General features: G+C 49.0%; 25 protein-coding genes. 17 read left to right on the top strand and 8 right to left on the bottom strand.

The annotated features are described in order from the left end of the window. Positions 1–157 precede the first annotated feature (157 nt). The 4 genes from NC981_RS11125 to NC981_RS11110 all read left to right on the top strand — a co-directional run bounded on the left by NC981_RS11125 (position 158) and on the right by NC981_RS11110 (position 3,416). Positions 158–1,432 (top strand): hypothetical protein, encoded by a 1,275-nt coding sequence (locus NC981_RS11125; protein ID WP_348242885.1) that lies wholly within the window; start codon positions 158–160, stop codon positions 1,430–1,432. 69 nt (positions 1,433–1,501) lie between these two features. Beyond that, a complete protein-coding gene (locus NC981_RS11120) occupies positions 1,502–2,101 on the top strand; it encodes a helix-turn-helix domain-containing protein (protein WP_348242884.1) in 600 nt (199 codons plus the stop codon). A 58-nt stretch (positions 2,102–2,159) separates the two neighbouring features. Beyond that, positions 2,160–2,759: a Uma2 family endonuclease gene (locus NC981_RS11115; protein ID WP_348242883.1), complete on the top strand. Its 600-nt coding sequence runs from the start codon at positions 2,160–2,162 to the stop codon at positions 2,757–2,759. 114 nt (positions 2,760–2,873) lie between these two features. Beyond that, complete coding sequence (locus tag NC981_RS11110) at positions 2,874–3,416, top strand: Dps family protein (RefSeq protein WP_190376613.1); 543 nt, start codon at positions 2,874–2,876, stop codon at positions 3,414–3,416. 56 nt (positions 3,417–3,472) lie between these two features. On the opposite strand, the gene NC981_RS11105 is transcribed toward NC981_RS11110, so the two are convergent. Beyond that, positions 3,473–3,937: a GNAT family N-acetyltransferase gene (locus NC981_RS11105; protein WP_348242882.1), complete on the bottom strand. Its 465-nt coding sequence runs from the start codon at positions 3,935–3,937 to the stop codon at positions 3,473–3,475. A 229-nt stretch (positions 3,938–4,166) separates the two neighbouring features. Between NC981_RS11105 and NC981_RS11100 the strand changes: the two genes are divergently transcribed. Together NC981_RS11100 and secA are read left to right on the top strand one after the other, a co-directional pair. Then, complete coding sequence (locus tag NC981_RS11100; protein WP_348242881.1) at positions 4,167–4,703, top strand: diheme cytochrome C; 537 nt, start codon at positions 4,167–4,169, stop codon at positions 4,701–4,703. 325 nt (positions 4,704–5,028) lie between these two features. Then, entirely contained in the window at positions 5,029–8,127 is a 3,099-nt protein-coding gene (gene secA / locus NC981_RS11095) for a preprotein translocase subunit SecA (protein WP_348242880.1), read from the top strand. A gap of 74 nt (positions 8,128–8,201) precedes the next feature. Here secA and NC981_RS11090 read toward each other — a convergent pair whose 3' ends face one another. Both NC981_RS11090 and NC981_RS11085 read right to left on the bottom strand, forming a co-directional pair. Next, positions 8,202–9,386 carry an NAD(P)H-quinone oxidoreductase subunit H gene (locus NC981_RS11090; RefSeq protein WP_190376608.1) on the bottom strand — a complete coding sequence of 395 codons (1,185 nt, stop codon included), beginning with the start codon at positions 9,384–9,386 and terminating at the stop codon, positions 8,202–8,204. Positions 9,387–9,631: 245 nt separating this feature from the next. Next, entirely contained in the window at positions 9,632–10,516 is an 885-nt protein-coding gene (locus NC981_RS11085) for an AraC family transcriptional regulator (RefSeq protein WP_348242879.1), read from the bottom strand. A gap of 84 nt (positions 10,517–10,600) precedes the next feature. Here NC981_RS11085 and ureG point away from each other — a divergent pair, with 84 nt between their 5' ends. From ureG to urtE, 6 genes are all read left to right on the top strand, one after another. Further along, complete coding sequence (ureG, locus tag NC981_RS11080) at positions 10,601–11,233, top strand: urease accessory protein UreG (RefSeq protein ID WP_348242878.1); 633 nt, start codon at positions 10,601–10,603, stop codon at positions 11,231–11,233. Between the two features lie 181 nt (positions 11,234–11,414). Next, complete coding sequence (gene urtA / locus NC981_RS11075; RefSeq protein ID WP_348242877.1) at positions 11,415–12,734, top strand: urea ABC transporter substrate-binding protein; 1,320 nt, start codon at positions 11,415–11,417, stop codon at positions 12,732–12,734. A gap of 101 nt (positions 12,735–12,835) precedes the next feature. Then, on the top strand, positions 12,836–13,996 hold the full coding sequence (locus NC981_RS11070) for a branched-chain amino acid ABC transporter permease (protein ID WP_348242876.1): 1,161 nt from the start codon (positions 12,836–12,838) through the stop codon (positions 13,994–13,996). A 12-nt stretch (positions 13,997–14,008) separates the two neighbouring features. Then, positions 14,009–15,184 carry an urea ABC transporter permease subunit UrtC gene (urtC, locus tag NC981_RS11065; RefSeq protein ID WP_348242875.1) on the top strand — a complete coding sequence of 392 codons (1,176 nt, stop codon included), beginning with the start codon at positions 14,009–14,011 and terminating at the stop codon, positions 15,182–15,184. Beyond that, a complete protein-coding gene (gene urtD / locus NC981_RS11060; protein WP_348242874.1) occupies positions 15,144–15,899 on the top strand; it encodes an urea ABC transporter ATP-binding protein UrtD in 756 nt (251 codons plus the stop codon). Before urtC ends, urtD begins: the two co-directional genes overlap by 41 nt. Positions 15,900–15,905: 6 nt before the next feature. Then, complete coding sequence (gene urtE, locus NC981_RS11055) at positions 15,906–16,658, top strand: urea ABC transporter ATP-binding subunit UrtE (RefSeq protein ID WP_348242873.1); 753 nt, start codon at positions 15,906–15,908, stop codon at positions 16,656–16,658. 551 nt (positions 16,659–17,209) lie between these two features. Here urtE and NC981_RS11050 read toward each other — a convergent pair. Beyond that, on the bottom strand, positions 17,210–17,701 hold the full coding sequence (locus NC981_RS11050; RefSeq protein ID WP_348242872.1) for a hypothetical protein: 492 nt from the start codon (positions 17,699–17,701) through the stop codon (positions 17,210–17,212). 242 nt (positions 17,702–17,943) lie between these two features. Between NC981_RS11050 and NC981_RS11045 the strand changes: the two genes are divergently transcribed. Continuing rightward, entirely contained in the window at positions 17,944–18,120 is a 177-nt protein-coding gene (locus NC981_RS11045; protein ID WP_348242871.1) for a hypothetical protein, read from the top strand. 186 nt (positions 18,121–18,306) lie between these two features. Continuing rightward, positions 18,307–18,801, top strand: coding sequence for a hypothetical protein (locus tag NC981_RS11040; protein ID WP_348242870.1), 495 nt, complete (start codon positions 18,307–18,309; stop codon positions 18,799–18,801). 290 nt (positions 18,802–19,091) lie between these two features. Here NC981_RS11040 and NC981_RS11035 read toward each other — a convergent pair whose 3' ends face one another. From NC981_RS11035 to NC981_RS11025, 3 genes are all read right to left on the bottom strand, one after another. After that, positions 19,092–19,802, bottom strand: coding sequence for a microbial rhodopsin family protein (locus NC981_RS11035; RefSeq protein ID WP_348242869.1), 711 nt, complete (start codon positions 19,800–19,802; stop codon positions 19,092–19,094). Between the two features lie 276 nt (positions 19,803–20,078). After that, the gene (gene hisIE / locus NC981_RS11030; protein WP_190376595.1) at positions 20,079–20,714 is read right to left on the bottom strand and encodes a bifunctional phosphoribosyl-AMP cyclohydrolase/phosphoribosyl-ATP diphosphatase HisIE; all 636 of its coding nucleotides are present in this window, start codon (positions 20,712–20,714) and stop codon (positions 20,079–20,081) included. A gap of 27 nt (positions 20,715–20,741) precedes the next feature. Beyond that, positions 20,742–22,469 (bottom strand): CBS domain-containing protein, encoded by a 1,728-nt coding sequence (locus tag NC981_RS11025; protein WP_348242868.1) that lies wholly within the window; start codon positions 22,467–22,469, stop codon positions 20,742–20,744. Between the two features lie 99 nt (positions 22,470–22,568). Here NC981_RS11025 and psbZ point away from each other — a divergent pair, with 99 nt between their 5' ends. The 3 genes from psbZ (at position 22,569) to NC981_RS11010 (ending at position 24,607) form a co-directional block, all read left to right on the top strand. Then, a complete protein-coding gene (gene psbZ / locus NC981_RS11020; protein ID WP_190376593.1) occupies positions 22,569–22,757 on the top strand; it encodes a photosystem II reaction center protein PsbZ in 189 nt (62 codons plus the stop codon). Positions 22,758–22,870: 113 nt separating this feature from the next. Then, a complete protein-coding gene (gene ribH, locus NC981_RS11015; RefSeq protein ID WP_348242867.1) occupies positions 22,871–23,446 on the top strand; it encodes a 6,7-dimethyl-8-ribityllumazine synthase in 576 nt (191 codons plus the stop codon). A gap of 144 nt (positions 23,447–23,590) precedes the next feature. After that, complete coding sequence (locus NC981_RS11010; RefSeq protein WP_348242866.1) at positions 23,591–24,607, top strand: sulfate/molybdate ABC transporter ATP-binding protein; 1,017 nt, start codon at positions 23,591–23,593, stop codon at positions 24,605–24,607. 13 nt (positions 24,608–24,620) lie between these two features. Here the strand turns inward: NC981_RS11010 and hpnJ are convergent, their stop codons facing one another. After that, positions 24,621–26,066, bottom strand: a complete 1,446-nt coding sequence (hpnJ, locus tag NC981_RS11005) for a hopanoid biosynthesis associated radical SAM protein HpnJ (protein WP_348242865.1) — start codon at positions 26,064–26,066, stop codon at positions 24,621–24,623. Positions 26,067–26,256: the final 190 nt, after the last annotated feature.

The following is a 26,256-nucleotide window of genomic DNA, read 5'->3' as shown; positions in this document are numbered from 1 at the left end:
TGATTCGATCTCACCTGATGATTTTTCAATACTTTAGGACAGAGTTCAAGTCTGTCTGCAAAACTGCACAGCTTTAGATATCGGTTTCAAATTCCTATTACCATACAATGAAGTCGCACCGAATTTGCTGATATTTTGGAATCTTTGAATAAGATTTGTGGTTGACAAGTTGATCGTCAAATCGGGAATTCTAGCCAGGAAAATGAGTGAACTTCCCGATATGAGTGAGTTAACGCTTGAGCAATGTTATGCGCTATTAGAGTTAAGTCCGGGAGCTTCGATCGTTGAGGTTGATGCTGCCTACTCGAAAAAGGCATTGGAGAAAATACAGCAGGGTGCAAAGCAAGAAAAAGCTTTGCTCAAAGTTGCTTATGAGCAAATAAAAGAGCATCTCTACGAAACGGCTCATCAATCTGAATCAGACTCTTTAATGAATCAAATTGTAGAGTTTATACAGCGCCTCCACCCGGAGCCGTTTCACGTCAAGATTCAAGCTGACACACTTCAAATCTTTTTCAAAACTAATTCAAATCATGACTATGGCAACCAAATTTATCAGCAGATCCGCACCTTAGAGCTACCTGGAATTAAAACGATCGTGATCTACGGAATGCGATCGTCAAAGCTCGTAAGTTGGAAAAAACAGTTCACGATCAATGCAGTTTCTCCGGAGGATTGTGATCCGTATTCATTCAAGAATCGGTATGTGTTGCTTTTAGCATTTCCGGTGGCGATCTGCTCTGCAATTCTGTTTCAATCGCTTGGCTTCACAAAAATATTGTTATTTCCATTACAGCTTTGGGTGCATGAAGTCGGTCATGCCACAGTCGCTTGGTTTTCTGGACGACGCGCTTTACCGCTACCGTTTGGTTGGACAAGTGTGTTGCTAGAGCGATCGCTGTTTGTTTATTTTGGAATGTTGCTGCTGTTGGGCTTACTGTTCTGGGCAGGTTGGAAAGAGAAAAAGCGATCGACGATGTTGTTTGCGGTGATTTGTGCGATCGTACAGTTTGTGATGACCTGGATACAGACGGCGGATCAGTTTGAGATGTGGCTTGCCTTTGGTGGCGTGGGTGGTGAGTTTTATCTCAGTGCTTTAATGATTGCTGGCTTTTATTTTCAACTTCCGAACGATTGGCGATGGGACTTTTGGAGATATCCCTTAATTATCGTCGGCGCGAACACATTCTGGGGAGCCTTCTCAATGTGGCAGGACATCCAGAAAGGCACACGCTCAATCCCTTGGGGGTCGCTTCTACTCGGAGAAGATATAGGTGATATGAATACACTCAGCGAAGTGTACAACTGGAGCGATAAAACAATCATCACAACCTACAACACTTTAGGCAATGTTTGTTTGATTGCTTTGATTAGTCTTTACGTCTTTTTCTTGATCAAGCATCGTCGCTGGATTGTTGGTGCCTTCGGCTAGTGCTTCGCACAGTGATCACCAGCAAACCACTCTGATACAGTGAAAGCAAGATGTTTGATCGCGCCTCATATGACCGACTACACGCCAAAAATCCGAGAATTAATGCGATCGCGTAACCTCGCTACCTTTCGAGCCTTGCGCGATCGTACAGGTCTGACCGAAAAGCAGCTTGCCAAACTGCGGCAGGGTCAACTGCAACAATTACGTTTAGAAACACTCACACAATTTGCAGCACGCTTAGAGATTTCTTTGAGTGATCTGCTTTCATTGTTTGATCTGATTCCAACGAACACCCTGCAGAAAGAATACGATCGACTCCAAATTCAACTAACAGAACAACGCGAAACATTACTACAGGACTTCCAACAATCTAGCCTGCAAACCTTAGAACCTTGGTTAATCCAATGGTCGGCAGCCGCTTATGCAGCCCAACAAAATCCTCAAGCGCCTGCGGTGAAGCTTCTACCATTGTTGCGCCCGATCGAACAACTGCTACAACAATGGGGCATTGAGCAAACTGCGATCGTTGGTTCTGAAGTTCCTTACGATCCGCAGCAACATCAACTCATGGGCGGTGCGGCTGAACCTGGCGATCTGGTTCGCGTTCGGTATGCGGGGTATCGACAGCACGATCGACTGTTGTATCGCGCCAAAGTGAGTCTGATTTAACAGTACAGAAATTCTACTCCAGAATAAACTTATCCCAATAGCATCCAGGAGTCGCACGATGGTGCAAACCAAGCGCAAATACACCGTAGAAGAATACTTGGAAGCCGAGGCGCAATCTGATGAGAAACAAGAATACATTGACGGTGAAATTGTTCTGATGTCGTGTGAATTTCCAAATCACAACAAAATTACAGGCAATCTTCACACTGAGTTAAATGTTGCTCTAAGGAGTTCACCTTACGGTATTTTTGTAGCGGCTCAACGATTGTGGATTCCTAAAAAGCGAATTTATACGTATCCAGGCATTATGGTCGTCGCTCAACCTCTACAACTTCAACCAGGTCGGCGCGATACGATTACAAATCCTTGCTTTATTGCAGAAGTATCATCTAAATCAACTCATAGCTATGATAAAGACGAGAAATTTACTGCTTATCGCACTATTCCAGAGTTTCAGGAATATCTATTAATTGATCAATATACAATTCATGTCGAACACTATGTCAAAAGCGACGATCGACGCTGGATTTTAGTCAATCACGACGATGAAAATACCGAAATCTCACTTTCGTCTGTCCCCTGTCAATTTGTAGTATCTGACCTCTACAACAAAGTCGATTGGACTGAGCCACAAGAAGAAGCAAGCGAACCCACCTAAAACACTCTGAAGACGGAATTGACAAACCCCTCCTTCCTTCCTTCGACTGATGCCCCCATAACAGAAATTTGGTGAACTAGCAGAAGAAACCCGATAAGGTAAAAAGTGATTGTCATGCGTAAAATTAACATCGGCTTAACTGACGAACAGCGCCAAGGCGTATGCGAAATGCTGAACCGCGACCTGGCAGATGAAAACTTGCTTTTGATTAAAACAAAGAAATATCATTGGGATGTCACAGGCCCTGAATTCCGCTCCCTGCACCAAATTTGGGAAGAGCAGTACACCATCCTAAACGAGGCGATCGACCAACTTGCTGAGCGCATTCGTCAATTGGGCGAATACCCGGTTGGAACAGCGGCTGGCTTCATCCAATACGGCTCACTTCAAGAACATACGGGTGAAGTTCCTCCTGCCTCAACCATGGTCGAAAACTTGGTTGACGATCACGAGACAATTATCCGCAACTTGCGCGAACACATCGATCGTTGTTCTGAAGAGTTCCACGATGAAGGAACGGCTGACTTCCTTACCGGAATGATGGAACAGCATGAAGAAATGGCATGGATGCTGCGATCGTTCATTCAAGGCAAGCGCGTTGAATCCGACAACGTAACCCCGAACGAAGTGAAGTTCCCCGCAGGTGTTGCAAACTAACTTCTAAGTTTGTGAATATTCGCCCCCAGCGTTCTAACAACACTGGGGGCTTCGCTTTACCTGCCAATATCACATTCGACTTCAGGTGCAGGAGTCGGCAACACTAATGGCTGATTGAAATACACCATTGTGGTTGTCTGATTGATCTCAAATCCGATCCGCTTATAAAACTCTTGCTGATTCGTCGTCATCAAGTACAGCCGCTCGACCTTTGATACGTGCGGATGACTCAATACAGTTTGCACTAACTTGCGTCCGAGACCTGCTCCCTGATAATCCGGATGCACGACGACATCCCAAATCGTAGCGCGGTAAACTCCATCCGAAGTCGCTCTCGCAAACCCAATCAGACGATCGTGATCCCACGCTGAAATCACCGGATCACTATTTTTAATCGCGATCGCTAAATCTTCGAGCTTGCGATCACCCGCCCAAAATGCGGCAACTTGAAACAAAGCCTGAAGCTGAACCAGATCGACCTGACTTTTGCGATCGCAAAGCTGAACGTGACTGCAATCCATCGTGAAAATTCCTGAAGTTGAAGGTGAGGTTGTGTGTGATCGAACAGGGATCTCTGACGATTCTCATGCCGATCGCACTTTGACCGCAGAAATCTTCTCGATTATTCTATGAATTGCTTAGAGATCACATCGCACTGATGTTAGATTCCGAAACAAATTAAGTCCAGCATAAGTCGATGTCTCTACAGCAGAAAAACAAACTCACCCGGATTCACGTCAGAATCACCGTATGCCAAACTCATCTCAGTCTAAACCGCGTCGGATTCGTAGGCGTTCTCCGGTCATTCTCATCCTGATTTTGCTGATCTGGAGCCTAATTTTAGGCTGGGGACTGGCTCAAGCTGTAGAAAAACCTCAATCGGCCGAAATCGGAACCGTTGATGTCGTTTCAGGCAATCTCCAGCTTGCACAGCAAACGTATCTCCAAAACTGCGCGACTTGTCATATTGGCATTCCTCCCGCCGCTTTGCCAACCCAAACCTGGCGCGAATTGCTCCGAGACTCGCAGCACTATGGCGCAACCCTGACTCCACTGGTTGAGCCGGAACGATCGCTCGTCTGGACTTACCTCAGAACCTTCTCTCGCCAAGCCCTCGAAGACGAGCGCATTCCTTACCGTTTTGGCGAATCGAAACCATTTAAGCTTCTGCATCCGAAAGTTGAGATTTCGCGATCGATTTCCCTCTCTAGCTGCGCCACCTGCCACCCCGGAACGAATCAGTACAACTTCCGTAAACTCACCCCAGATTGGGAAAACGCACCTTAAATTTGAGGTGCTACTCTGAGCGATAAGCAAAGTAGCACAGAAGCTTCAAGGACAACGGCTGCGACGTTACATCAAGTTGACCGGATTAAGCGCGATCGCAAAGCGTTGAGCGTAGAACGTCCTGTAGAAGTTGCCACTTTTACCTAAAGATCCTCTCACCACTCGCGAATTACGGTTTTCCCCCGATGCCATTGCCCGTTCAGGTTTCGATCTGAGTGATAGGATTGGAATACCTTTATCGGGATCGGAATAAATGTGCAACTCTGCACGTTTTGGTCGATCGCACCCCCACACCCACATTCAGAAGCTCTGATTTTCCCCTGTCATGCTTAAATCTCTCCTGGGCGACCCCAATCAACGCAAGCTCAAGAAATACAAACCCCTGGTCAATGAAGTCAATCTTTTAGAAGAAGAGATTGAGCCGCTCTCAGATGACGCATTGAGAGCCAAGACCACTGAATTCAGAGAGCGACTCGCCAAGGCAAAGAATAGAGACGAAGAAAAGCAAATTCTCGATGACATTCTGCCGGAAGCGTTTGCGGTCGTGCGTGAAGCGGGCAAGCGGGTCTTGGGAATGCGGCACTTCGATGTGCAGCTAATCGGCGGTATGGTGCTGCACGATGGACAAATCGCTGAAATGAAAACCGGGGAAGGAAAAACCCTAGTTTCGACGCTGCCTGCTTATCTCAATGCGCTGTCTGGAAAAGGCGTTCACGTCGTCACGGTGAACGATTACCTGGCAAAGCGCGACGCGGAATGGATGGGACAAGTTCACCGCTTTTTGGGCTTGAGCGTGGGGCTAATTCAGCAGAACATGAGTCCGATCGAGCGTCAGAAAAACTACGCTTGCGACATCACTTACGCCACCAACAGCGAATTAGGATTCGACTACCTGCGCGATAACATGGCGACTGCGATGGAAGAAGTCGTGCAGCGTCCGTTTAACTACTGCGTCATCGACGAAGTGGATTCGGTGCTGATCGATGAAGCCCGGACTCCGTTGATTATTTCGGGTCAAGTTGAGCGCCCGACTGAGAAATATATGCAGGCGGCAGCAGTGGCACGATCGCTTAAACGCGATGATCATTACGAAGTCGATGAGAAGCAGCGTAATATTCTGCTCACAGACGAAGGGTTTATCGCCGCAGAACAAAATCTGGGTGTTTCTGACTTATTCGACCCGAATGATCCTTGGGCGCACTATGTTTTTAACGCAATCAAAGCAAAAGAACTGTTCATCAATGATGTGAATTACATCGTTAGAAACGGCGAAATCGTGATTGTAGATGAATTTACCGGACGAGTCATGCCGGGTCGGCGGTGGAGTGATGGACTGCACCAAGCGATCGAAGCTAAAGAAGGAGTCGAGATTCAAAACGAAACTCAGACCTTAGCGACAATCACTTATCAAAACTTCTTCTTGCTTTATCCGAAGCTTGCGGGGATGACCGGAACCGCGAAGACCGAGGAAGCGGAACTTGAAAAAATCTACAAGCTCGAAGTCACGCTGGTTCCAACTAACCAACCGCGCCGCCGGATCGATTTGTCGGATGTAGTTTACAAGACCGAAGCAGGCGATCTGAAAGTGTTTGCGCGGGAATGTGCAGAAAAATCGGCTCAAGGTCGTCCCGTTCTCGTTTGGGCGATGAACCTAGAAGCATTGAGTAATCTGTCTCAATTGCTTGATGAACAAGGACTTGCCCATAATCTCTGTCCGGGTCTGCCTCAAAGCAGCGATCAAGCGAGAGAAATCGTGCGGCAAGCGAAACATCCCGGCATGATTACCGTGACCAACAGTTACGAAGTTTACCGGATGATTCGTCAAGCGGTTCCTGAAGGTGAAAACGGACTGTTTGTGTTAGGCATCACCGGAAAATGGAGCGCGATCGCGCTTGAATGCGAGGAAATGCACCGCACCGGTCGCCCAGTCCTGGTCGGAACCACCAGTGTTGAGAAGTCTGAACTACTGTCTCAACTGCTGCAAGAATTGAACGTTCCTCACAACTTGCTGAACGCAAAACCAGAGAACGTAGAGCGGGAATCTGAAATCATCGCTCAAGCAGGTCGGACAGGCAAAGTGACAATCGCCACCAACATGGCAGGACGCGGAACCGACATCATCTTGGGCGGTAATTCCGATTACATGGCGCGCCTGAAAATTCGCGAATACTTCATGCCGCGAATTGTCGAACCAGAAGACGACGATGACTTTTCGGGGATGGGCTTTGGCGATTCGCGAGGCGGCGGACAAGGCTTTGAACCCGGACGCAAGATCAAAACCTGGAAAGCCAAGTCTGACATTTACCCGACCGAACTTTCCCAGGAAACGGAGCAGGCATTGAAAGATGCGGTTCACTTTGCGGTGCAACAATACGGGGAACGCAGTCTGCCAGAACTGGAAGCCGAAGACAAAATCGCGACCGCAGCCGAAAAAGCTCCCACGAACGACCCGGTAATTCAAAGCTTGCGGGAAGTGTATAAGCGGATTCGTGTGGAATATGATGCCTACACCGATCGCGAACACGAAGAAGTTGTGAAACTCGGTGGACTGCACGTCATTGGAACAGAGCGCCACGAATCGCGGCGGATTGACAACCAACTGCGGGGACGAGCCGGACGGCAGGGCGACCCTGGATCAACCAAGTTCTTCCTCAGTTTGCAGGATAACTTGCTGCGGATTTTCGGGGGAGATCGAGTTGCGAACATGATGAATATGTTCCGCGTTGAGGAAGATATGCCGATCGAGTCGAAGATGCTGACGCGATCCCTCGAAGGCGCTCAGAAGAAGGTGGAAACCTACTACTACGACATTCGGAAGCAGGTGTTTGAATACGACGAAGTGATGAATAATCAGCGTCGAGCCATCTACGCTGAACGTCGTCGAGTGCTAGAAGGACAAGATCTCAAAGAGAAAGTGATTGAATACGCAGAACGCACGATGGATGACATTGTGGAAGCGTATATCAATCCCGAACTGCCGTCAGAAGAGTGGGAACTCGATAAGCTCTTGAGCAAAGTGAAAGAGTTTGTTTATTTGCTGAGCGATCTCGAACCCAAAGATCTTGAAGACATGAGCCTGGGTGAGCTGAAAGCGTTCTTACACGAGCAGGCTCGAATTGCTTATGACCTGAAGGAAGCGGAAGTCGATTCTGTGCAGCCGGGATTAATGCGTCAGGCAGAACGATTCTTTATTCTCAATCGGATTGATACCCTGTGGCGTGAACACCTGCAGTCAATGGATGGCTTGCGGGAGTCTGTTGGCTTGCGGGGTTACGGACAGAAAGATCCGCTGATTGAGTATAAGAGCGAAGGCTATGAGTTGTTCTTGGAAATGATGATCAATATTCGTCGGGATGTGGTCTACTCGCTGTTCCAATTCCAGCCGCAGCAACAACAGCCACAGGTTGAAGTTGAAGTCGTTTAAAGCGTATTGATAGCAAAGACGATCGCAGTTCTCAAACCGCGATCGTCTTTTTTGAGCAGATTTGCTTGATGAATTTAACGATCGACCGATCCCATAACCAAATCGATGCTCGCCAAAATCACAAAAATATCAGCAACTTTACAGCCTTGAATTAACTGAGGCAGCAATTGCAGGTTGTTGTAATCTCCGGGGCGAATTTTCCAACGCCACGGAAACACATTGTCATCGCCAATGATAAATATTCCCAGTTCACCTCGCCCCGACTCTACTCGAACATAGTGTTCGCCTTTGGGGATTTTGAAGGTTGGCGCGATTTTTTTGGCAATAAATTGATAGTCGAACCTATTCCACTCGGATTTTGCTCCGGATTCGATTCGTTTTACTTCTAGGTTTTCGTAAGCTCCACCTGGTAGCGCCTTTAGAGCTTGCTTGATGATTTTGATCGACTCTCGCATTTCTCGGATTCGCACCGCGTATCTAGCAAAACAATCGCCTGCCGTTTCCCACTGAATCTCCCAATCTAATTCGTCATAGCATTCATAGTGGTCAACTTTGCGTAAGTCCCATTTCACACCCGAAGCCCGTAACATTGGTCCTGTCACGCCCCAATTGATTGCGGTTTCGCGTGTGAGGATACCAACGCCCTCTGTGCGTCGTCGGAAGATTGGATTATCCGTCATCAATCGTTCGTACTCATCCAGAGTTGGCGGTAGATAGTCGCAAAAGTCCGTACATTTATCAACCCAACCGTAGGGTAAATCTGCTGCAACGCCTCCCACACGGAAATAGTTGTGATTGATCATGCGATAGCCTGTGACGGCTTCAAACAGATCGAGGATGAGTTCACGATCGCGCAGCGTCGGAAAAAATAATGCTTGTGTGCCTACATCGCCGACAAATGGACCTAACCACAGTAAATGATTCACAATGCGAGTGAGTTCCAACATGATCATCCGAATGTAACGGGCACGTTTCGGAACTTCGATCTGCGCGAGCTTCTCAACTGCATTCACGGTGACAGCTTCGTTAAACATTCCACCGTAATAGTCCCATCGGCTCGTATAGGGAATAAACATCGTCGTGGTGCGGTTTTCAGCGATCTTCTCCATGCCGCGATGCAGATAGCCAATCACGGGTTCACAATCGACCACATCTTCCCCATCTAACGTGACAATGATCCGAAAACAACCGTGCATTGCTGGATGGTGAGGTCCCATATTGATCACCATCGGTTCTGTTTTGGTTTCGATCCAGCCCATAAGTCGAACTCCTGATGTTTATTCTGATACCGAATCAATTTATTAATGCGACAGATCCTTCGCCCCCTAAATCCCCCATACTGGGGGACTTTGAGAATCCGAAACAGATTGGCTTGAAGTCCCCCACGCGTGGGGGATTTAGGGGGCTTCCAAGATCTGTCGCACTCAAAAATCAATTTGATATGACTATCAAAAATTGAGGGTGCGATCGTCTTGTAGATTCTTCCGCTTTTTGTAAATTCTTCCTATGAGTTTTGAATCATTTTTGGTGTGATACCCAATAGCTTTTTACAGTGCCGATTCAAGTGACTTTGATCCACAAATCCGACCTGCTTTGCAACTTCTGCGATCGGTAATCTTCCTGCAATGAGCAATTCCTTTGCTCGCGCCCGAATCACGAACTGATGCGGTGTCACGCCAGTGGATTGTTTGAACAACTGTGAGAAATAGTGCGGACTCATTTTTGCGATCGCAGCCAGTTCACCCAAGCTCAAATCTTGATCTAAATGAGCCTGTATATAATCGACAACGCAACGTAAACGGGATTGAGATAATCCGTTTGTATAGTCTCGAATTAAGGGTCGTTGTGCTGAATAATGCTGTAGGAGATGAACGATGAGCGCATTTGATAGTGATTCAGCATATAGGCGACTTGCGGTGCCATCACGCTCTAGAGCCGTTTTTAGGGAGAGTCCAATGTGATAGACCAGCGGATCATTCAACGCGAATTGCGGTAATAGTTCAGTTTGATCAGTCGCCTGATCAACAGCTTGAGCAAGCTTAATCGAATCAAATCCAAAGAACATCACGCCACCCCAGTCAAACCAGCGGCTTCGACAACCGATCCGGGCGGGAACCAATACCATATTGCCGTTCGCGACCTGTTCCCGATGAAACTTGCCATCAACCGATCGCTCTGCAATCTGTGACTGATTGGTATGCGTAAAAATTGCTAACGTATGCTGCAAAGAAAAAACTTCAGTCGTTTCTCCGGGCGGCATATAGTCATAGCCAAAGCAAATTCCATCCCACCCTGCTGCAAGACTTGTCAGTTGAGGCGATCGCGCAAAAATTCGCCGATAGCCTGCTTCTCCTTCTCTTGCAAAGTCGATTGTGAGTGCATTGCTCATAGCGCTAACTTAAGAGTTTCTTTCACCGTAATCCAGAGCGATCGTGATAAGTCATTAAGATCAGCAAAATTTTAAGAAACTCTCATGACACACACTCTGGTTTCTACTGCCTTTCGCGTTGGAATTGCGGGACCTGTGGGTTCTGGTAAAACCGCACTCGTTGATGCACTCTGTAAAGCAATGCGCGATCGCGCTCAAATCGCGGTTGTCACCAATGATATTTACACCCAAGAAGATGCCAAGTTCCTGGTGCGATCGCAAGCACTGACTTCCGATCGCATTCTCGGAGTCGAAACTGGGGGCTGTCCACACACGGCAATCCGTGAAGATGCGTCGATGAATTTAGCCGCGATCGACCAGCTTGAGCAGCGATTTGAGAACTTAGAGTTAATTTTTGTCGAGAGCGGCGGAGATAACTTAGCGGCAACCTTTAGCCCTGAATTAGTTGACTTGAATATTTATGTGATTGATGTTGCAGGCGGCGACAAAATCCCCCGCAAAGGGGGGCCTGGAATTACGAAATCTGATCTGCTTGTAATTAACAAAATTGATCTTGCTCCCTATGTGGGCGCAGATTTAGACGTGATGGAGCGAGATGCAAAACAAATGCGGGGAGAAAAACCGTTTGTGTTCACAAATCTCAAAACCTGTGTAGGACTAGATACCGTGATCGACTTTGTAGCAACCTACGCAGGGATGAACCTGAAGCAAAAATAACAAAACAATCCTTAAAAAGTAATCTTGTATACAATTTCCTGAAAACCCAAGCCCTAGTATTTCAGAGTTATTACTTAAAGCTTGAAACCGCGATGATTCTGCGACTCGCTCCTCCGCAGAAGCAATCTCGATTGGGATTGTTGATCGCCTGAGCTTGGATCAACTCACTACACCTTTGGACATGACAAAATCATTTGGACGGCGCGAATTTATTATCCTTGGCTCTACGGCGGCAGGAAGCGTTCTGTTAAAGTCTTGTGGCGCTCCGCCTCAAACGGGAACAACGTCTGCCAATGCTCCCGCAGCTTCTCCCGCAGCGAATACGACTGCATCGGGTAACACGATCAAAGTTGGTATTCTGCACTCGCTGTCTGGCACGATGTCGATCTCTGAGAAGAGCGTCGTCGATGCAGAACAACTCGCGATCGAAGAAATCAACAAAGCGGGCGGTGTGTTAGGTAAGCAAATCGAAGCCGTCGTCGAAGATGGCAACTCCGATTGGCCTACCTTTGCTGAAAAAGCGAAGAAATTGATCGATCAAGACAAAGTAGCAACGGTGTTTGGCTGCTGGACTTCTGCCAGCCGTAAAGCGGTTCTGCCTGTGTTCGAGTCGAAAAAGCACTTGCTTTGGTATCCGGTGCAGTACGAAGGACAAGAATGCTCGAACAATGTGTTCTACACGGGCGCGGCTCCGAACCAACAAATTGAGCCTTCGGTGGAATGGCTGCTGAAGAACAAAGGTAAAGACTTCTTCTTGGTGGGTTCAGATTATGTGTTTCCGCGCACGGCAAACACGATTATCAAAGCCCAGCTTGCAGCATTAGGTGGCAACACCAAAGGCGAAGACTACATTCCGCTCGGTAACACCGATGTCAAACCCGTAGTAGACAAGATCAAGCAAGCTCTGCCGAACGGTGGCGTGATTTACAACAGCTTGAACGGTGACACCAACGTTGCCTTCTTCAAAGAACTGCAAGCCTCTGGCTTGACTCCAGATAAGTATCCGTCAATGTCGGTCAGTATTGCAGAAGAAGAAGTCAAAGCGATCGGGGTCGAATATCTCAAGGGACATTACGCCGCTTGGAACTACTTCCAAACCGTAGAAACGCCCGCCAGCAAGAAGTTTGTCGAAGCATTCAAGGCGAAATACGGCAGCGATCGCGTGGTCAACGACCCGATGGAAGCGGCTTACATTATGGTTTACCTGTGGAAGCAGGCGGTCGAAAAAGCCGGAACTGCTGACGATCTTGCAAAAGTGAAAGCCGCCGCTTACGGTCAGACCTTTGATGCACCGGAAGGCAAGGTGACAATGAACTCGAACCACCACTTGTCGAAGTTCGTGCGGATCGGTGAAGTTGCACAAGACGGACTCTTCAAGATCGTATCCGAGACTAAGGATGCGGTGAAACCTGTGCCTTGGAACCAGTTTGTGACAGAAACGAAGGGCTTTGCGTGCGACTGGTCTGATCCGGCGAAGGGCGGAAAGTTTAAGACCACTTGATGAGTGGGGAGTAGGGAGTAGGGAGTGGGGGGAGAAGTCAGTTTTTTCCCCGCTCCCTACTTTCTACTTTTAGGGAACACGATTTAGACACGGAGAAAGCTTTGCTGTCAGGACTTTTAAACGGGATCTTCAGTGGTGTTAGCGTCGGCTCGGTGTTGTTGTTGGCAGCATTGGGACTGGCGATCGTCTTCGGGCTGATGGGCGTGATCAACATGGCTCACGGGGAGTTAATGATGCTCGGTGCTTACACAACCTTTGTGGTGCAGAATGCGCTCAGACCAATGGGTGGATTTTGGTTTGATATCTACATCTTTGTAGCTCTAATTGCGGCGTTTATGGTTACGGCGCTGTTTGGCATTGTTCTAGAACGGGGCGTGATTCGATATTTGTATGGGCGACCGCTTGAAACATTGCTGGCGACTTGGGGCGTGAGCTTGATTCTGCAACAGTTGGTGCGGAGCGTGAGTTGGCAATTAGTCACGCTGGTGGCGATGTTCTGTGTGCTGTTTTTTGGCGCATTGTGGATTCTGGCACGTCGTCCGAACTATGAGCAGATTCGCGGCTGGTCGATCGCAATTCTGCTGCCGCTATCGGCTGCCATCGCAATTGTCACGGGCAACACGGTCGGACAAATCTATGGGTTAGCCGTCACTAAACCTTGGTTTGGCGCACAGAACGTCGATGTCACCGCTCCGCGTTGGCTGCGGGGGGGATTGTCGATCGCGGGAACACAGCTATCGTATGCGCGAATTTTCATTATTGTGTTGACGATCGCGGCTGTGTTCGGCGTGTATTGGTTCTTGAACAAAACGTCTTGGGGTTTGAGAATTCGGGCGGTGACTCAAAATCGCAGTATGAGCGCTTGTCTTGGAATTCCGACTCAGAAAGTGGATGCGCTGGCATTTGCGCTGGGATCAGGACTGGCAGGAGTTGCGGGCTGTGCGGTGAGCTTGTTGGGATCAGTCGGGCCAAACACGGGACAGAACTATATTGTGGATACGTTCATGATTGTGGTCGTGGGTGGCGTTGGAAAGCTGGTCGGCAGCATTATTGCAGCTCTCGCGATCGGCACTGCTAACTACATCATCGGATCGAATGTGTTAGTCGATATGTTTAGCTTCTCTCCGCAACTGTCTGAATTTTTCAAATTTTTCTCGACGATCAGCATGGCAAAGGTGATGGTGTTTGCATTGATCATTGTGTTTCTGCAATTCCGTCCGGCTGGGCTATTTCCGCAGAAAGGACGAACCGTGGATGCTTAGGGAGAAGTTGACGTGAATAAAGAAGCGCCTTGGTGGAAGCAGCGATCGTTTTTAATTGAAGCGGGACTCGTCGTGGTGATCGCGCTCGCGCTCATTTACATTGTGCCGAATTTGCTGGTCGGCATTGGGCAAGGGTTTCGAGTCGGATTGTTGGGGCGGTTTTTAGCGCTGGCGATCGTGGCTTTAGGAATCGATTTGATTTGGGGCTATACCGGAATTCTCAGTTTGGGACACGGCTTGTTTTTTGCGCTGGGTGGCTATAGTTTGGCGATGTTTTTGCAGTTGCAGATTCCGGCTGGACAGTTACCCGACTTTTTTACACTGTATGGTGTGACTGAGCTTCCGGCGTTTTGGCTGCCGTTTTACTCGCTGCCGTTTACCGTATTTGCGATCGTGTTGCTGCCTGCGATCGTCGCGGCGGTTCTTGGTTATTTGGTGTTCCGTAACCGGATTCGCGGCGTTTATTTCTCGATCCTGACGCAAGCGGCGTTGATTGTGTTTTTTAACTTCTTCAACGGTCAGCAAAAGCTCATCAATGGTACGAACGGCTTGAAAACCGATACGACAACCTTTATGGGTCAAACGGTTGGCGATCCGCCGTTGCAGTGGGCGTTTTATATCCTAACCGTTTGGCTCTTAGTCGGGGCTTATGCGCTGTGTCGGTGGCTGACGAGCGGCAGGTTGGGAAGGCTATTGGTTGCGATTCGAGATGATGAACCCCGGCTGAGATTTTCTGGCTATAACCCGACTGTGTTTAAGGTGCTGGTGTTTGCGGTTTCTGCTGCATTAGCAGGGGTTTCGGGGGCATTGTTTACGGTGCAGTCTGGGATCATTTCACCAAAAGCGATGGATATTGCGTTTTCGATCGAGATGGTGATCTGGGTTGCGGTTGGGGGTCGTGCAAGTTTAGTCGGCGCGATTCTGGGCGCATTGATTGTCAACTTCGCGAAAAGTATTCTCAGCGAACAGTTTCCGCAGTTCTGGTTCTTTTTCCAGGGCGCATTGTTCCTGATCGTGGTGACGGTGGTACCGGGCGGACTGATTGGATGGCTGCGTACCGATGGAGTAGAGCTAGTTCGATCGCGGTTCTTGGGCAAGCGCAGATTAATGACTTATCCCAGCTTAGAAGAAGATCCGGAAGTGCAATATGAGCGAGAAAATCTTACAAATCGAAAATCTGACGGTTAGTTTTGATGGCTTTAAGGCAATCAATAATCTCAACTTTGATCTCGATCGTGGCGAGTTGCGCGTTGTAATCGGGCCGAATGGAGCCGGAAAAACGACGTTTCTTGATACGATCACGGGCAAAACGCAGCCGACGGTTGGAACGGTCTATTTCAAAGGGCGCAATACCAAAGGGTTGAAAGAGCATGAAATTGCTCGGTTGGGTGTCGGGCGCAAGTTTCAGACTCCGCGTGTTTATCTCAATCTCACGCCCCGCGAGAATTTGGAACTGTCTTGCACTCGCGATAAAAATTTGTGGAATGCGATCGTCGGTAAGCGTCCGGTTGCAGAACAGCGCACTGTATCGGGATTGCTGGAGACGATCGGGCTTGACCTCAAAGCCGATATCAAAGCGGCATTACTGTCTCACGGTGAAAAGCAACGCCTAGAGATTGGAATGCTCGTCGCTCAGTCACCGGAATTGCTGTTAGTCGATGAACCGGTCGCGGGACTCACCGACGAAGAAACCGAGAAAGTCGGAGATTTACTTTTAGCGCTGGCTGAAAGTCATTCGATCGTCGTGATTGAGCACGATATGGAATTCGTTAGACAAATTGCTCGGAGAGTGACGGTACTTCATCAAGGCAGTGTCTTATGTGAAGGCACAATGGACGAAGTACAGAACGATCCGCGAGTGATTGAGGTTTATCTGGGTCAACAAGAAGATCACGCTGCTTAGAACACTATGAGCTACACGAACACCACGCTAGAACCAATGGAATTCAGCACAGCAGCGCCAACGCTGCAAGTTTCTGATCTGAATGTGTATTACGGAGAAAGCCATATTCTTCGTGGCGTTGATATGACGGTGCAGCCGGGCAAAATGGTTTGTCTCATCGGGCGAAATGGGGTCGGTAAAACGACGCTGCTGAAGTCGATCATGGGATTGCTGAAACCCCGATCGGGGTCGATCATGTTCGCTGGAGAACCCGTCACCGCGAAGTCTCCGGATCAACGCGCTCGTCTCGGAATTGGCTACGTTCCACAAGGGCGAGAAGTGATTCCGCGCCTGACGGTGAAAGAGAATCTGATTCTCGGACTCGAAGCGCTCCCGAAGCGGAAGAAAACGGCTGAGATTCCCGATGAGATCTTTGAACTGTTTCCGGTACTGAAAACGATGCTGTGGCGGATGGGCGGGGACTTGAGCGGCGGACAACAGCAGCAACTCGCGATCGCGCGTGCCTTGATGGGTCAGCCGCGATTGCTGGTGCTGGATGAACCGACCGAAGGGATTCAACCGTCGATTATTCTGGAAATCGAAGCGGCTGTGCGGCGGATTATCGAAACGACTGGGATTTCGGTGTTGCTGGTGGAGCAGCATTTACATTTTGTGCGCCAAGCGGATTGGTACTATGCGATGCAGAAAGGTGGAATTGTGGCATCGGGTTCGACTGAAGAACTGAGTAAAGATGTGGTGCAGCGATTTTTGGCGGTTTGATTTTGGTAGGCGTTTGATCCTGGGGGTTTTTTGCTTCGTTGCGTGGTGGGTTGCCCCCTAAATCCCCCACGAGTGGGGGACTTTGAGCCATAGAGCGAGGTTTCGGTTTTTTAGAGCAAGGTTTTGATTTCTTAGACTCACGTTTCGGTCTTTTAGAGCAAGGTTTTGATTTTTTAGAGCAAGGTTTTGATTTTTCACAGCAAGGTTTCGGTTTTTTAGAGCAAGGTTTTGATTTTTTAGAGCAAGGTTTTGATTTTTCACAGCAAGGTTTCGGTTTTTTAGAGCAAGGTTTTGATTTTTTAGAGCAAGGTCGCTGTAAACGATCGCAAGTGTCCTGTCCAAAAAAGAAACGCTCCTACCGCGAAGATAGGAACGCTCTCATACTAAATCAGTCTGTTAATGCTACAGATCTTTCGCCCCCTAAATCCCCCATTCTGGGGGACTTTGAGAATCCGAAACAGATTTAGGCTTGAAGTCCCCCACTCGTGGGGGATTTAGGGGGCACGACTGAGCATCAACGAAGCGAAAAAATCCGTCGAACTAACGTTAGATTAAGCGGGTGTCGCCTCCAATTCTGCGCTAGTCTCAGCCGCCTCTTTCTTATTGCGACGCACAAACTGTTGCTTTAGTTGATCCACGACAATCTTCATTCCAGGCTCATCGTCATGCGATTTGACCGCATCATAGACTTTCAGCGCTGCAACATACGCTTCACTGTGGGCAGCAAGATAGGTGTCATCGACCAAGCTATGCAGTTCGGTTAATGCCATCAACACAGAATAGAGATCCTCAACCAAGCGAATATCTTTCTGCATTTCCTCAACGTTGAACGATCGCGGTAAACAGTCCGTATGTTGCTGCGCGGCATCCAAACAATTGAGCATGAAGCCGCGACCCCGATCGCCCGTTTTCGGCAGGCTCTTGCGTTCCTCTTTCGACAAATGCACCAGAAAGGGCATCGCTTGTTTGATCGTGTCGATCGCGCTCATGATCTGCTTGCGGTCTTCGGCGCTTAAGGTGGCACTGATCCGATTGGTTGTCATATTTAATACTTTTGAACTCGATTAATATCTAAGTAGCTTAATTGATTAGCGATCGTCGAAGGGTTGAGACACCCTGAAATCGCTTCTTTGGTTCGCTTCGCTCCGAAGCCGTATATATTTCCTTTTACCCATACAATTTTTACGCAGATTTACAGAGGTTGCGAAGCAAAATCTCGCTTAAATGGCAGTAGCCGCCACTCAGCACAGGGGTGGCGAGTTCTCTACGATGAGCAATTAAGTCTATGAACACAACAACAGCACCCACGATCGCACCGTCTCCAAAAAGACGATCGACGATCGCAAAACTGGGAGTCGGAGCGATCGTGGGTGCGGTCATGTTAGGTGCGGTGCAAACAGAATCTGCGATCGCGCTTTCTTACGATCCCACACCCACCACCTTTGCGACGGGTCTCAACTAGCCTTATGGCATCGGGGTTGCCAGCAATGGCGATGTGCTGGTCGCGAATTTTAACGGCAGTACCGTGAGACGCTTTAACAGCGCTGGCACCTCCCTGGGCAACTTTGGCTCCGGTTTCAACGGTCCTGTTGGCATCGGAGCTGTCAGCAATGGGAATGTGTTGGTCTCGAATGCTAACAACAATACCATGAGTCGCTTTAGCAGCACTGGCATCCCCCTAGGCAACTTTGGCTCCGGTTTCAGCATTCCTGTTGGCATCGAAGTTGCCAGCAACGGGGATGTGTTGGTCTCGAATAACAACGGTATCGTGAGTCGCTTTAACAGCGCTGGTGCCTCCCTGGGCACCTTTGGCTCCGGTTTCAGCGGTCCTTGGGGTATCGTCATCGACAGTAGTGGCGATGTGTTGGTCTCGAATTTTAACGGCGGTACCGTAAGGCGGTTTAGTAGCAGTGGTACTTTACTGCAAACTCTCACTGGCTTGAGCAACCCCGCTAGCATGGCGATCGCGAGCAATGGGGATCTCTTGGTCGCAAACTACGGTGCTAACTCCGTTTCTCGCTTTGCGGTCGCGACTCCTGTGCCCTTCGGCTTCACACCGATTTGGGGATTCCTGTCGCTCGGCATTCGTCCATTGATCAAACGCTTCAAGCCCCGCAAGCTGGCAACAGAAGCGGCAAAGTAGACGGTTCGTTTCGGGGTGAGGGAGGCAGGTTGCTTGCAGTTCTTCGAGTCGCAAATTCAACTTGCCCCCGAACTGCCGCTTGAGCATCCTTGACGCTAATACGACGTGATACCCAATTGATTTTTGAGTGCGACAGATCTTGGAAGCCCCCTAAATCCCCCACTCATGGGGGACTTCAAGCCTAAATCTGTTTCGGGTTCTCAAAGTCCCCCAGTATGGGGGATTTAGAGGGCGAAGAATCTGTCACATTAATAAATTGATTCGGTATGAGAAGCTCTATCGAACTCACGCTAACGCGACATCTCAACACGATCGAACTCCGTCTGTCTCACGTCCGCCTGCTCTAATTTCTGCAACGAACTCAGCGCCAAAAATCCAAATCCCACTTTTGCCGCGACATCGAGAATGGTATAAAACGCCGTCTCAGTTGTGCTGTTGATGACGTTAATTCCAGTTCTGGCAAGAATCCACACGACCGGATACAGCGACCAAATGACTAAATGTACGGTAAGCAAGCGGTTAAACACAGACTTCGATCGTGGATAAGTGTCGATCGCTTGATTACGATAATGCTTCAACAATAAATACGCCAGTCCCAAATAAAAACCACAACTGACGATATACCAAAGATTTGTAATCGGCTTCGGCGAAATCGCCGCCACAAACCCCGTCGCAATCATCAACACATCCGCCCCGATCATGCTGGCGAGAATAATCGGTTTCGTTTTGCCCAAATAGCTCAGTAACACGAGCGTCAACGGAGTCGAGAATGTCCAGGTGATATAGCGCACCCAAAAAGTGGGACGATCGAAGATCACATTAAACCCTTGGCGCTGCGTCATTGCGAGATATAGCACTGCTGCGATCGCGCAGATAAAGAAGTTCAGCACATAAACGATTTGCCAGCGATCGTTTTTCGCTCGTTCTGCTCCAAATCCGAAAAAGATTGCTCCTGCGGTCATACTGAGACAACCGAGCCACAGCCATGCTTGTTGTGTCATTGCGCCCTACTCTGAGAATGGTTTATCAACATCAGTTCGACGGATATCTTCGCTTCGTTCCTGCTCGGTCGTGCCCCCTAAATCCCCCACTCGTGGGGGACTTTGAAAGCTAGGGAACTCCTCAGCCTGAGACATTGCTGTTCTCTAAGTCCCCCATTCTGGGGGACTTAGGGGGCAACCCGCAGATCTAAACGTAGCCAAAAATTTGTGTCGAACTCACATTTATTAGAACTGTAGAGCGTGTTTAACTGAAATACCTCTGACCGACGAATGACGTTATCGCCGTTCTTGCAGCTTGCGATACACCGCTTTGAGATCGACATTGTGATGAGCCAGCGCCACCAGCGTATGGAAGAACAAATCTGCGGCTTCTCCGGCGATCGCCTCTTTGTCATCGTCTTTACAAGCCATCACGACTTCTGCCGCTTCTTCTCCGATCTTTTTGAGAATTTTGTTATCCCCGCCTGCAAACAATGTGCGGGTGTAAGAACCCTCGGTTGGATTGTCGCGACGATCGCACACCACCCCAAACACTTGCGACAACGTATCCGCAGGCGGCGGTGTAACCTTGCCATCGACTTGATGAAAACAGCTTCGCTCTCCGGTGTGACAAGCAATATCCCCGATTTGCTCAACCGTGACGAGTAGCGCATCACTATCACAGTCGTATCGAATCGCTTTCACCTTTTGCGTGTGTCCTGAGGTTGCGCCTTTGTGCCAGAACTCTTGGCGCGATCGACTCCAAAACCAAGTCTCTCCCGTAGAAAGCGTTTTCTGCAAAGATTCCTGATTCATCCACGCCATCATTAACACGGTGCCATCGAGGTAGTCCTGAACGATCGCAGGCACTAAACCACGATCGTCATATCGAATTGCATCGGTGGGAATTGAATCAGCAAAAATTGGAGCCATATAGGAGTTGTGCAATCAGGGCATTTTTCAGTTTAGCGGGTAATGTTCGGCTAGATACTGTTCGGCAGTAGCGCGATCGCGAATCTCACCGTCCAAGGTCGCCTTCAGCAACTCTTCAAGCATCAATTTGAACTGTTTACCGGGTTTGTAGCCGATCGCTTTTAGATCTGAACCATCAAGCGGTGCTTTCACCTGTAACCAAACCGTGAAATATTTCCAGATCGCTCGACGCAGCGATCGCGTTCCTCGTGCCGCCACCAATCCCAGCGTTTCAGAATCAAACGGCTTCAACAACTGCACGAACTGACTGGGTTTCTTACACTGCGGTAATTTTTGCCCGATCGTTTGCTCAATTTTGCAGAGATGAGTTAATCGCTGAATCGCATCCTGCGGTAGCTGTAGCGTTTGAGCAACGATTGCGCGGTCATCGATTCTCGCAATCAGCACCTCTAATAACAATTGCCAATGCGGAATCGAAAAATCATATCGCTGGAACCGATCCGCCCATTTCAACTGTTGCCAAAGTGCGCGATCGAGCTTCAATTGTGGATGAATGCAAACCAACGCATCGAGATCGGCTAACTTTTGGATCGCCGCTTTCCAATAAGCCGCTTGCAAAATGTACTTCAGTTCCGACCTGAGCCGACTTTGCAACGCTGGAACAGGACGATTGCGAAACTGATAAACTCCGGATGCGATCGCATGACGAATATACATTTCCGTTTGCGGCTCAATCTCAAATCCCAACCGCACCGCAAACCGCACGGCTCGATAAATTCGGGTGGGATCTTCGATAAAACTATTCGGATGTAAAACGCGAATTTGTTTCGATCGTAAATCCGCCACACCTCCAAAGAAATCGAGAAGTTCTTGCGATGCCTCTGGCGCACGGGTACGTGTTCGTGGCTCCGTCAATCTCAACGCCAACGCATTGATCGTAAAATCCCGACGGTAAAGATCTTGTCGAATTGAACTCGATTCGACCTCCGGATTGGCGGCTGGATACAAATAAAATTCAGTCCGCGCTGTAGCAATATCAATCCACAGCGAACCCAACTCCGGATCATTGTGCCAAAGTACTGCCGCCGTTTGAAACTTCCCGTGAATCTCCAGTCGGGCTTGCGGGTAAATCGCCTGAAGTGCTTTCGCTAACTCAACTCCCGCCCCCACATCCGCCGATCGATGAAACCCATCCACCACCAAATCAATATCGCTCAAACTGACTTCAGCATCCGGATCAGCAAGAAGCAAATCCCGCACCGCTCCTCCAACTAGATAAAGATGCCATCCCCGCGCTTCTGCCGCTTGAGCCGTGATCGTCAAAATCTTCTGAAACGGCAGCGCCAGCCGCTCTAGTTGCAGCAATTTCGGCGCAGCTTGAATCTGTCGCAGCACATCGGTTCTGGTCACAATCCCCACCAATTGCCCCTGATCGATCACCGGAAGCCGCCCGATATCATACGTTCCCATCAGCGCTTGAATCTGGGACATTGGCGTATCGGGCACGATCGTTCTCACCTGCGTCACCATCACCTTCTCCACAGGCACCTGCTTCAATCCGTGATGCGCCGCCAACTCCACATCCCGTCGTGAAACGATCCCCACCAATCGATCGCCCTCGACAATCGGCAATCCCGAATGTCCGTAGCGCAACAGCAGCTTTTGTGCCTCCTCGATCGTCGTCTCCGGCCGAATCGTTCGCACCGGCGACGACATCAACTCGCGGGCAGATTGCTCTGGATTGATATGAGGCATAGAATCGCGTCCGCCTTTTCTGATAACGTACTATTCAGGACTTTCGATCGCGTCTTAAGAACATTGAGACACTAAAAACGCTGTTTTAGGGAGAGACACATGACCTTTATTTTCCAGCTAGCGCTGTTGGCACTGGTTCTATTCTCGTTTGTGATGGTCGTTGGCGTTCCGGTCGCTTATGCAACGCCGCAAAACTGGGATACCTCCAAGAAATTGCTTTATCTTGGTTCGGGCATCTGGTTCATTCTAGTGATTACGGTCGGCGTTTTAAATTATCTTGTGACCTGAGTTCTGCATCGACTGGGGAAGAATTCAGGCTTCATCCCCAGTTTTTTCAGTTCATTCTGTAGAGTGTTGTAATGACTGCGTAGCTATCGCGTCTTGGGACTCGGACTAAAACAATGACTATTTTTGAAGGAACGTTCGCTCAGAGTGAGTCACTACGGTTTGCGATCGTGGTCGGTCGCTTTAATGATTTGGTGACAACGCGCTTGCTCGAAGCTTGTCAAGATTGTCTGAAGCGTCATGGCATTGATGTTAATCCCCAGGGAACGCAAGTCGATTATGCCTGGGTTCCGGGCGCGTTTGAGGTGCCACTGGTGGCGCGTCAATTTGCGCTCTCCGGTCGCTACGATGCGGTCATTTGTCTCGGTGCGGTGATTAAAGGACAAACGCCACACTTTGATCATGTCTCGGCAGAAGTCTCGAAAGGAATCGCGGCGGCAGGATTTCAGACGGGCGTTCCGGTGATTTTTGGAGTGCTGACCACGGATACGATGCAGCAAGCGATCGAACGCGCTGGAATCAAGAGCAATCTCGGTTGGGAATACGCCATGAGCGCGATCGAGATGGCAAGCTTGATGCGGCAAATCCGCGCAGGAGGAGAAATGCCGTCCGCGCAGTCCAGCATTACCGCAGCTTCGATTCCGCAGGCGACGCTCTCTCCAGCACACAGCGAGAGCCAGAACGCGCACTAAACAAGTTTGGATTTAAACACAATTCAAGGTGTCTCATCGGAGATACCTTTTTAATTTTGCGAGGTCTTAGAAAACGATCGCAGCTTTATGCTATAAAACTACAGTAATCTTGTCGGAAAACCGGGATTCCTTGAGGTCATTGCTGTGGGTATCGTAGTACAGGACGTTTCTAAACGCTTTGGGAGCTTTCAAGCGGTCGATCAGGTCAGTTTAGAAATTAAGAGTGGTTCGCTGGTGGCGCTGTTAGGCCCGTCAGGGTCAGGCAAATCGACGCTGTTACGCTTGGTATCAGGCTTAGAAAGTCCGGATTCCGGTCGGATTTTTCTCACTGGCGAAGATGCTACCGATCGCAGCGTCCAAGACCGCAACATTGGCTTTGTGTTCCAGCATTACGCCCTGTTCAAGCATCTGACTGTACGGAAAAACATCGCCTTCGGCATGGAGATTCGCAAGTATCCTCCTGATAAAGCGAAAAAGCGAGTCGAGGAGCTACTGGATCTGGTGCAGTTAGGGGGAATGGGCGATCGCTATCCGTCTCAACTCTCTGGCGGTCAACGGCAACGAATCGCCCTGGCTCGCGCTCTAGCCGTCGAGCCGAAAGTGTTATTGCTCGATGAACCGTTCGGAGCGCTCGATGCCAAAGTGCGGAAAGATTTGCGGGCTTGGCTGCGACGATTGCACGATGAAGTCCATGTCACGACCGTATTTGTGACGCACGATCAAGAAGAAGCGATGGAAGTCGCAGACGAAATCGTCGTGATGAATAAAGGCAAGGTTGAGCAAATCGGAACGCCTGCGAATGTTTATGATCATCCGGCGACTGCGTTTGTGATGAGCTTTATTGGCCCTGTGAATGTGTTGCCAAGTTCGTCGCGAATTTTCCAAAATAACGGCTTTGACTCCGCACATCCTGAAATGTTCTTGCGTCCGCATGATGTCGTTGTAGAAACGTCTCCGAATGGTTCGACGGTTTCCGCACGAGTCACGCGATTAATTCACTTAGGTTGGGAAATTCAGGCAGAATTGACGCTGGATGATGGTCAAGTGGTGACGGCGCATTTAACCCGCGATCGTTTTGATGAGTTGAATCTTTCGCCCGATCAGCGCGTTTATGTCAAACCCAAAGACGCGAAGTCCTTCCCGCTGTACTACTCCATTTAGGTGAGAGCGGCTCTCAAGAATGCACAGACTGCTTCTGAGCTTGGGCACGACGCTCTTTCAGGTAATCAAAGAATTCACGACCTTCTCGTAAGCGTCGAATCAGCATTTGGCGATCGCTCAGCATTTCCCGCACAATCGGGACGATTGCTTTCGGTCGAAAATAGAAGCGACGATACATCTGCTCGACCGCAGCTTCAATGTCTGCACTCGACAGCGAGGGATAATGCAAAGTTGAGGTTTGAATGCCTGAATCCGTCACCATTGCGGCATCGCTGAACCAGCCGTTCGCTTGCGCTTGGGCAAACAGTTCAGTCCCCGGATATGGAGCTGCGATCGACACTTGAATTGTATGCGGATTGATTTCACAAGCAAATCGAATCGTTTCTTCGACTGTTTCAGGCGTTTCGATCGGCAGCCCGATAATGAATGTGCCATGTACGGTAATGCCTAAGTCATGGCAATTCTTCATAAACTGTTTTGCGACTTCGAGCTTCACACCTTTGCGGATATTATTGAGAATCTCTTGATTACCTGACTCAAATCCAACCAGCAGCAACCGTAAACCATTGTCTCGGAGTTGCTTCAAGGTGTCGTAGTCGAGATTTGCACGAGCGTTACAGCTCCAAGTCAGCTTCAAGCGCTTCATGTGTTCGCTAATCGCGATCGCTCGATGCTTGTCAATGGTGAAGGTATCGTCATCAAACATGTATTCGCGCACACGATCGCCAAAAATTGCTTTCGCTTCCTCCATTTCCCGCCCAACGACATCAGGACTCTTAGCGCGGTATTGATGTCCGCCGATCGTTTGAGGCCAAAGACAGAACGAGCATTTTGCAGGACAACCGCGACCCGTATAGAAAGAAATGTAAGGATGTAGCAGATAGCCGATGAAGTATTTGTTGATATCGAGATCACGATCGTAAATCGGGAGAACGCTCGGCATCTGATCCCAATCGTGAATCAGGGCACGATCTTTGTTGTGGTGAATCGTACCAAACTGATCCCGATAGCTCAGACCATCAATCTGATCCCAAGGTTTCCCTTCTGCGAGTTCTTTGCAGGTGTAGTCGAACTCATGCCGACAGACAAAATCAATAATCGGGTGCTGCTGTAACGTTGGCTCTGGTAGCACGGCAACATGAGCGCCAATCAGTCCGACTTGAGTGCCAGGATTTTGTGCTTTGATCGCGGCAGCAACTTTAGCATCATTTGCAAGTGTTGGCGTGCTGGTGTGCATGATCACCAGTTCGTAGTCTTTAGCGATCGCTAAGATATCTTCAAGCGTTTGATGATGAGGGGGTGCATCTACAAGACGGCTTTCTGGAACGAGAGCAGCAGGTTGAGCGAGCCAGGTTGGGTACCAAAATGAAGTGATTTCTCGCTTTGCTTGATACCGGGCACCTGCACCGCCATCAAACCCATCAAAGGAAGGTGGACTAAGAAATAAAGTCTTTTTCATCGCCGCTTCGCACCTCAAGTTGATCACACTATCGAGAATAGTAAGCGAATCTTTTGACTTGGGCAATCTTCGAGCGGATTTAGGAGCGATCGTCTAAAGAAGATGCAGTTTGCATCTCAAACAATTTTCTAAAGGGGGTTTACAAACAGAAATTTATGAGACAGAATTTATAACAAGCGTTCGATATAAA

It is taken from the genome of Leptolyngbya sp. DQ-M1 (assembly GCF_039962505.1).
In the GTDB taxonomy this organism is placed as follows: domain Bacteria; phylum Cyanobacteriota; class Cyanobacteriia; order Leptolyngbyales; family Leptolyngbyaceae; genus Leptolyngbya.
The sequence above is the reverse complement of the archived record's forward strand: the minus strand, read 5'-3'. Positions and strand labels throughout refer to the sequence as shown.